We start from the raw sequence: 8,430 nt of genomic DNA on the forward strand, positions 1-8,430 counted from the left end.
GCCGGCCGCTGCGCGCAGGCGAGAAATTGGAAGACCGAGTCCGCACCCAGCTCGCCGACATCGGCAACAGACCAGCTTTGGTGCCTTCCTTCTTCAAGCATCCAGATGTCGCCTATATTTCTGACCTCTGAGTAAGGCATGCCGCGACAATCCGGGCGAGCGCAGGAACACTCCCGACTGCATCAACGCCAATGAAGCCCGCAAGAAGGCCTTCGTCAAAGAGATGAAGGACGCCTTGAAGTAAGGACCGCCACGATGGCTGTAAACGTCTTCGACAGTTTCCTGAAGGAGTTTGAGCAACCTATCACGGCATTCGTGTCGACCTCGGTCTCGAACCTCGCCACCTACATCGACGGACCACTTCGCACCGCCGTAACGCTCTATGTTATTCTCTATGGTTTTGCCGTGATGCGCGGCGCGATCTCCGAACCAATTATGGAATTCGCCTGGCGGGCGATGCGGATCGTGGTTGTGGTGCTGCTAGCGACGAATTCGAGCGCATTTCAGCAATACGTCACCAGCCTGTTCTTCGATTCCTTGCCAAAGGAGATCGGCAATGCGCTGGCGGGCTCCGGCCTGAATACCAGTTCCGGGGCTCCCTTCGATCAACTTCTCTCCAAAGGGATCGACGTCGCTAATAAGATCTACGATCAAGCAGGAATAACCGACGTGGCGCCGGCACTAATTGCGGGCATTCTTCTCGTTTTTGTAGCAGTCGGTTCTTTCTTGCAGTTTGCTATCCTGCTCTACGCCAAAGTAGGTCTTGGCGTCGTCATCGCGCTCGGCCCGCTCTTTATTGCACTGGGGCTGTTTGAGGCAACGCGCCCGTTTACAGAAGCTTGGCTTCGGCAGCTCGCGAACTTCGTGATCCTGCTGGTCCTGGTGGTCGCTCTGGTCGGACTGATGTTAACGACGGTCAGCGGCTTCATCGACAGGTTCGCGGCCAACGCCGGGACGGCGGGTGAGATGGTGGTGGCCGCGGTCGCCATCAGCGCAGTGCTTGGTCTGTCAGGATACATCTCACTTCAATTGCCGACCATAGCAGGCGGTCTTGCCGGGGGAGGGGCGTCTCTGGCAAGCCGACTGGTCACAAACCCAATGATCGCCAATGCCACGGCCGCCGCCGGAGGTGCCTATGCCGGCGCCCGGTGGTCGGCCGGCCGCGGCCTCGCTGCACTCAGAGCCAGCCGTCAAGGCGGCAGCATGCGGCGCGCTCAATCGCGGGGCACGACGGCGGCCTAAGCAATGGTCGCCGGAATCAGGCGACAACTAACAGGGGCATCAGAACGATGTGGCGTCGACTATTCATAATTTGCGTCATCGCATGGCAGCTTGGGGGCTGCGCGAACTGGTCAAAGGGGCCGCCGTCCTGTGATGGCTTGGCTCGGCGGCCGCTTAATCGCTCGCTCTGGGATTGGGAGTCCGGCGCGCCGCCAGCGATACCCGAGCCGCAAGCTTCGCCGTCCGCCCCCATCATCCGGAAGGGCGAAGGCGACTCGTCCGCAACGTCGACCCATCTCGCCGCGTTCGGCCAGTGGGGCAACATTGCAGCCTCGTATCACGCCTGTGGCAAGGAGGCGTGAGATGGTCCGGCATGATGACCTGAAAAGCTACTTCGAGAATGCGCGGCGATGGGAACAGGACCTATTGCTCTCGGCCCATCGCTCGCGGCGAACAGCGTGGGTGGTTGCCGCTGGCGCCTGCGCCTTGGCGGTGGCCTCGGTCGGTGCGGTCGCGGCGCTGGCGCCTCTAAAGACGGTCGAGCCGTTCGTCATCCGGGTCGATAATGCCACCGGCATTGTCGACACCGTCTCGGCCCTCAATTCGACGCCGGCACGCTACGACGAAGCCGTCACCAAGTATTTCCTTGGACGGTACGTTCGCGCGCGCGAAGGCTACAGTTATCCAGAAGCGGAAACTAATTTCCGGACTATTTCGCTGCTTTCGGGCCAAGGCGAACAGGTCCGCTTCGCGGCCTGGTATCGCGGCTCTAATCCCGAGAGCCCACTGGTCACTCAAGGCCGCTTTGGCGTCGCCACAGTCCGGATCAAAGCGATCTCTCTCCTAGCCGACAATGTGGCGTCTGTGCGGTTCATGAAAGAGACTCGCAAGGGCGAGGAAACCCACATCACTCACTGGGTCTCGACCCTGACGTTCACTTACGCCAACGCACCGATGTCGTCCGCCGACCGTCTAATCAATCCGCTCGGCTTCCTGGTGTCGGAATATCGCGCGGATCCGGAGGTCGTGCCATGAAACGTTTCGCGCTTCTGATCACTTTCGCTCTCGGATTTGCGGCACCCGTGCTGGCGCTGCAGCAGCCGGTGCCAGGTCAACACGACGCGCGCGTGCGCACTGTGACCTATGACCCGGCCAACGTGGTCCGCCTCAACGGCGTCATTCGCGCCTCGACCCAAGTCGTCTTTGCCGATGACGAGGAAATCGTCCATGTCGCCATCGGCGACGCGATCGCATGGGAAGTTGCCCCCGCAGGTTCGATCCTGTTCCTCAAACCCCGCGAGAAACATCCGCCGACCAATCTGCAGGTCGTCACCACCCGCCCCGACGGGCGCAAGCGCTCCTATCAATTTGAGCTGTCGATTGCCGAGACTACGCTGGCCGACAGCTACTTCGTCGTCCGCTTTGCCTATCCCGGCGACGAGATCGAGCGCCGGCGCATCGAGGCGACAGCCCGAGGCGCCGAGCGGGAAGGCGCGCTCATCGAGCAGACGTTTGACCTGCATCACGCCTATGGGGCCCGCAACTGGCGCTTTTCGGCGCAAGGCTCGAGCGACCTCGAACCCGAAGCTGTCTTCGATGACGGCAAGGAGACCACGTTCCGCTTCGCGGGCAATCGCGAGATCCCGGCGATCTACCTGATCAACTCGGATGGCTCTGAAAGTCTGGTGCCCAAGGACGTCCGCGGCGAGCTGGTGGTGGTCCACGCCACGGCCCGCGAGTTTCGGCTGCGCAAGGGTGACATCGTGCTCTGCATCTTCAACGAAGCGTTCGACGCTGTCGGCGTCAATCCCGGCACCAACACCACAAGCCCCTCGGTCGAGCGGCGGCCGAAGAGGCCATCTCCAACCCTTAAGGCACAATAGGCAGGCGCAACATGACCGAGATGGAGAATGAGACGCTTGCCGGCGAGCGCGGAATTACTCCGGTGGGAGGAGGGGACAATGGTCGAACGGCGATGCTCAAGCGCGGCTTCGGCGCGCTCGCGCTCACCGCATTCGCCTTTCTGATCATTTGGGGAACCTGGAAAAGCGACAAGCCGGTCGGTGAGTCCGCGCGCAAGCTCATGATTCGCCAGGCGGCGGCCTTCGAGCCTGCCGCGGAGCTACCTATCGCACCCATCACCACGGCCTCCATTCCGGTCGCACAGATCGCAGCCGCGCCAGCGGCCCCCGCGCCCGCAACGGACCAGATGCTGGAAAGTGCTCGGCGCGCGCCAGTGCTGGCCTATAATCGGCCGATCGCATCGGGGCGTCCCGCCCGTGATGCCCCGACTGGAAGCGTCCCCGTCGATCCCTATGATTTCGGGAGGGCCGAGCCACGCAATGAGCTTGCCGACAAGCTCAAACCCACGCCGATCGAGGGCGTGCGTGCGGCGCGGCTGCCCAATCGCAATCTTCTGGTTACCCAGGGCACTTCAATCCCTTGCGTGCTCGAGACCGCAACGTCGTCGGATGTGGCCGGCTTCGTCTCCTGCGTCGTGCTGCGCGACGTGATGTCGGACTCCGGCAACGTTGTGCTCATGGAAAAGGGCACGCAAGTCGTTGGCGAATACCGCGGCAATGTCCGGCGCGGCTCCAAACGGATGTTCGTGCTATGGGCTCGCGCCAAGACACCGACAGGTGTCATCGTGGCGCTGGCCTCGCCCGCCACGGATGCGCTTGGCCGGGCCGGGTTCGACGGCGACATCGACACGCACTTCTGGGAGCGCTTCGGCTCGGCGCTGTTGTTGTCAATCGTCGGCGATGCGTCTTCGATCGGGCGCCAGCAACTGCAAGACGGCTCGATCCAGATCAACAACACGGCTGGCGCGACCAACACCGCCGCCGGCATTGCCGTCGAGCAGTCCATCAACATCCCGCCGACGCTGAGCACGAATCAGGGCGAGCTCGTGAACATCTTTGTCGCGCGCGACCTCGATTTCTCGTCGGTCTACCAACTCAAGCGCATTGAAAGCCGCACCCAGATTCTCGACCGCACCCTCCCCGGAGGCATCGTCGGGCCGGCTACGGTGACAAAATGAGTCAGGTCGCATCCATAGGACATGATGGCGGGCGTCTGGTGCTGGCGCGCTATCTCGAGCCGCTGGCACCATACCTAGCAGACGACACCCTCACTGAAATCGTCGTCAACCGCCCGGGCGAGGTTTTCGTGGAGGGGCCTGGGGGTTGGAGCCGGCATGAAGCCGCAGCCCTCACGCAAACTTACCTCTCACATCTTGCAGCCGCAGCCGCCAGTCATACCCGCCAGGACATCGGGCTGGAATACCCGGTGGTCTCGACCAGCCTGATCGGCGACGAGCGTTGTCAAATCGTGGTGCCGCCCGCCGTCCCCCCTGGCATGATCAGTCTCACGATCCGCAAGCCCTCGGCACTGACTATGAGTCTTGACGCTTTGGCGCGGGCGAACCTGTTCGATGAGGTCCGCTCCGCAAGTGACGAGCTGACTGCCGACGAGCATCGACTGCTCACCCTGAAAGAAGCCGGCCACTGGCGCGAGTTCCTCGAGCTTGCGGTGCGCTCCCGCCGCAATATCCTGATTTCAGGGGCGACCGGTTCGGGCAAGACCACTCTGTCCAAGGCGTTGATTGCTGCGATCCCGGAGCATGAGCGGCTCATCACCATCGAAGACACCGCCGAGCTGGTCATCCCACATCAGAATTGCGTCCGGTTGCTCTATGCCAAGGATGGGCAGGGAGTGGCCAAAATCGGCCCCCGCGAACTGCTGGAATCGTCCTTGCGCATGCGGCCCGACCGCATCCTGCTGCAGGAGCTGCGCGACGGCACTGCCTTTTTTTATCTCAGGAATGTGAATTCAGGGCACCCAGGGTCGATCACGACAGTTCACGCCGACAGCGCTCGCCTTGCCTTCGAACAGATGACACTGCTGGTCAAGGAGAGTGCGGAGGGGCGGGACCTTCATCGCGACGATATTCGTTCGCTTTTGCTGCATCTCGTCGACGTCGTCGTCCAGATGCAGAAGCGTAATGGCCGCTACCGCATTTCGGAAATCTACTATGATCCCATTCGCAAACGCGAGCACGCCCGTTAAGGCTGCCCGAGGCACGGCGCTTGCACTCGGGGCCGGCGCGGTCTTCCTGCTGGTCGCCTCAAACGTCCTGTTGCTCGGGCTCAGGCTTCACGATGGCGGCTTTCACTGGTCGGAGATCGCCACGAGCTGGCCGCGCTATGGTACCGACCCGCGCCACGACCGCTGGCTGACGCTATCGACCCTCGCCGGGCTGATCGTGGTGTTTGGGCTGCTCGGCGCCATCCTTCGACACCGTCCGCTTCCCCTTCACGGCAAGGCCCGTTTCGCCTCCGAACGCGAGATCACGGCCGCCGACCTGCGATCCAAGGAAGGTCTGCTGCTCGGCCGCAAGGATGGAAAAATGCTCTGCTTTGGCGGTTCGGAACACGTCCTCCTCTACGCCCCAACCCGCGCCGGGAAGGGCGTCGGCTATGTCATTCCAAACCTGCTCAATTGGCCTGATTCGGTTGTTGCGCTCGACGTCAAGAAAGAGAACTGGGATCGTTCGGCAGGCTTTCGCGCAGCGCACGGGCAGGAGGTCCATCTGTTCGATCCCCTCGACGAGAGCGGTCGCACCGCACGCTACAATCCACTGGGCTATGTGCGCTGCGATCCCGCCGACCTCTATGACGATCTACAACGCATCGCGGTGATGCTGTTTCCGGCCGAAAGCCGGGGCGATCCGTTCTGGTTCGAGGCGGCTCGTTCGTCATTTGTGGCGATCGGCGGCTATGTTGCGGAAACGCCGGGCCTGCCTTTGACAATCGGTGAGATCCTGCGCCAGCTGTCGGCGACCCAGGATCTGAAAACCTACTTCGACAAGGTCATCGCCGACCGCAAGGCGGGTTCTTCCCCATTGTCACGACACTGCATCACCGCGCTGAACGATTTCCTCGCTGCCTCCGAGAATACGTTGAACTCGGTCCGCAAGACCGTGACGGCCCGCCTTGGCCTCTGGCTCAATCCCCGCATCGATGCCGCAACCTCGACCAATGATTTCGATCTGCGGCAGCTAAGGCAGAGTCCCATTTCCATTTACCTCGGGGTGACACCCGACAACCTCGACCGCATGGCGCCGCTCCTGAATCTGTTCTTCCAGCAGGTGGTCGACCTCAACACCCGCGAACTACCCGAACAAAACCCCAAGCTCACTCGCAAGGTGCTGCTCTTGCTGGACGAATTTCCAGCGCTGGGTAATGTCAACGTACTGGCGAAATCGGTCGCCTTCGTCGCCGGATACGGCATCCGCCTCCTCACCGTCGTCCAGAGCCCGGCGCAGCTCCGCGCGATCTACGGGGTCGATGCCGCGCGCAACTTCATGACCAACCACGCCGTGGAGGTCGTGTTTGCCCCGAAGGAGCAGGACGTGGCCAATGAGCTCTCGGAGCGCATCGGCTACGAGACTGTGAACGCCCGCAGCCGCAGCGGACCAAAAGGGCTGGCGATGCGCGCGATCAGCGAGACGGTGTCCGAGCATCGTCGCGCCCTGATGCTGCCGCAAGAGCTCAAGCTTCTTCCGAAATCCAAGGCCTTCATTCTCGGCACCGGCGTTCCCCCCATCATCGCCGACAAGATAATTTATTACGAGGATAAGTCTTTTCTGGACCGATTGCTGCCGGCGCCTGCCCCGCAGATGCCCAAAGGGCGTTCAAATGCACTGCTCGACGCTGAGATCAAGGAGCTGCGCTCCGAGATTGCCGAGTTGCGCGCGGTATTGCGACCGCGGCCGATGACCGACGAGGAGGTGGCCGACCCCTCCACGATTCCTGCCGGCGCCAGTTTTGATTTCGGGGACGTGAACGTCGACCTTGAAGGCCTCTCCGAAGACGAACTGAAAGTCTGGACCCTGAACTACATCGACGGTCAGGTCATTCCGCCGACACGGCGGACCGGCCGCAAAGCTGAAAGGTGAGGAGCATGAGCGCCGGGCATGACGCGAGCGAGGAATTCAGCCTGGACCGGCGACGTCGCGCGGGGCGCGCTTCCGCCCGAGAAAAGGGGGGAGACGAGGTAGCAACAGCCTCCAAGAAGCCTTTATCCGCGGAGGTCGCCGATAGTGCGTTTCCGGACCGTATCCGTCGGAAATATTACGTGGTGGCCAGTGAATCCGAAAAGGATGTATCTGACCGCGAAGCGCGGCTCTATGCCGATGAGCGGAAAGAATACCTCGCGTTCAAGGCCACTGACGATCGCCTGGTCACCCGCATTGCTGCGGCCGAAGTGATCCGGGACATGGTCAGCGTGGCACAGGATCGCCAGTGCGAGGCACTGCACGTCCGCGGTTCAGTCGAGTTCCGGCGCGAGGCGTGGCTCGAGGCTAGCGCGCGCGGAATAGAGGTGCAGGGCTATCAGCCAAACGAGCTTGATCGCCAGGCGCTCGCTGACCGACGAATCGCCTGGGATCGAGCCCACGCCCGTACCAACGATGTCGAGACTCGCTCGGCCTCCGACAGGTCACTGCAGGCGGATCGGCTCGATTACGACAAGGGCGTTTCCGGACGTCTGATGGAGGTCGGTTTTGGCCCGTATCGCAACCGCGCCGACGCGGAGCCGTCAACCTATGTAGCCATCGAACTGGATGATGGCCGGCGACATCAGGTGTGGGGAGTCGGCGTTGTAACGGACGTAGCAGACAGTGGCGCCAGGCCGGGCGACCGCATCTCTCTGCGAAGGGATGGCGTCGAACCCGTCATCAGGGCGATCAAGTCCATAGACGCCGCCACCGGAATCGCTGGCATTGAACGGCGCCAGATGTGGCGCAACATGTGGAAGGTGACGGTGGAGGAACGCCGTGTAGACCAACCGGCGGCAGGGCATGATTCCGACCTGCTCGCGGCCCATTCCCAGATTGTGGTCATCAACAAGCTTGTCGAACGCGCTCTGCCGAACGATGACAATGCTCGCCAGCGCATTATGGCATTCGCCAAGGAGCGGATCGCGCACCATCTCGAAAACGGTCGTTCGTTTGCACGCGCGACAGTCCTAGACTCCGTTCAAGAGCGCCACCTACCGCGAACCGACAAAGACGAGGCGCGTGGGGATGTCCCGGGTTCTGTTGAATTACTGAAGAGGTCGGCGTTGCCCACCTTGAGCCGGTAGGCTCGGGGTGCTGATTCCACAAAGGAGAGCAACGCCATGACGAGAGATATCACACCGGCTGGT

The 8,430-nt window shown here is 62.0% G+C and carries 7 protein-coding genes; all 7 read left to right on the forward strand.

All coding sequences use genetic code 11. The features are described from left to right. Positions 1–255: 255 nt before the first annotated feature. The 7 genes from ACZYOF_RS40365 to ACZYOF_RS40395 all read left to right on the forward strand — a co-directional run bounded on the left by ACZYOF_RS40365 (position 256) and on the right by ACZYOF_RS40395 (position 8,367). Positions 256–1,242 carry a TrbL/VirB6 family protein gene (locus tag ACZYOF_RS40365; RefSeq protein WP_463719231.1) on the forward strand — a complete coding sequence of 329 codons (987 nt, stop codon included), beginning with the start codon at positions 256–258 and terminating at the stop codon, positions 1,240–1,242. Between the two features lie 342 nt (positions 1,243–1,584). Further along, positions 1,585–2,256 carry a VirB8 family type IV secretion system protein gene (locus tag ACZYOF_RS40370; protein ID WP_463719232.1) on the forward strand — a complete coding sequence of 224 codons (672 nt, stop codon included), beginning with the start codon at positions 1,585–1,587 and terminating at the stop codon, positions 2,254–2,256. Further along, entirely contained in the window at positions 2,253–3,104 is an 852-nt protein-coding gene (gene virB9 / locus ACZYOF_RS40375; protein WP_463719233.1) for a P-type conjugative transfer protein VirB9, read from the forward strand. Before ACZYOF_RS40370 ends, virB9 begins: the two co-directional genes overlap by 4 nt. Positions 3,105–3,115: 11 nt before the next feature. Further along, entirely contained in the window at positions 3,116–4,261 is a 1,146-nt protein-coding gene (gene virB10, locus ACZYOF_RS40380; RefSeq protein WP_463719234.1) for a type IV secretion system protein VirB10, read from the forward strand. Continuing rightward, entirely contained in the window at positions 4,258–5,289 is a 1,032-nt protein-coding gene (gene virB11, locus ACZYOF_RS40385) for a P-type DNA transfer ATPase VirB11 (protein WP_463719235.1), read from the forward strand. The genes virB10 and virB11 overlap by 4 nt, the downstream gene beginning before the upstream one ends. Continuing rightward, a complete protein-coding gene (locus tag ACZYOF_RS40390; RefSeq protein WP_463719236.1) occupies positions 5,255–7,180 on the forward strand; it encodes a type IV secretory system conjugative DNA transfer family protein in 1,926 nt (641 codons plus the stop codon). The genes virB11 and ACZYOF_RS40390 overlap by 35 nt, the downstream gene beginning before the upstream one ends. A gap of 5 nt (positions 7,181–7,185) precedes the next feature. Beyond that, positions 7,186–8,367, forward strand: coding sequence for an LPD7 domain-containing protein (locus ACZYOF_RS40395; RefSeq protein ID WP_463719237.1), 1,182 nt, complete (start codon positions 7,186–7,188; stop codon positions 8,365–8,367). Positions 8,368–8,430 lie beyond the last annotated feature (63 nt).

The sequence above is a fragment of the Bradyrhizobium sp. LeoA1Lang genome (genome assembly GCF_055413685.1).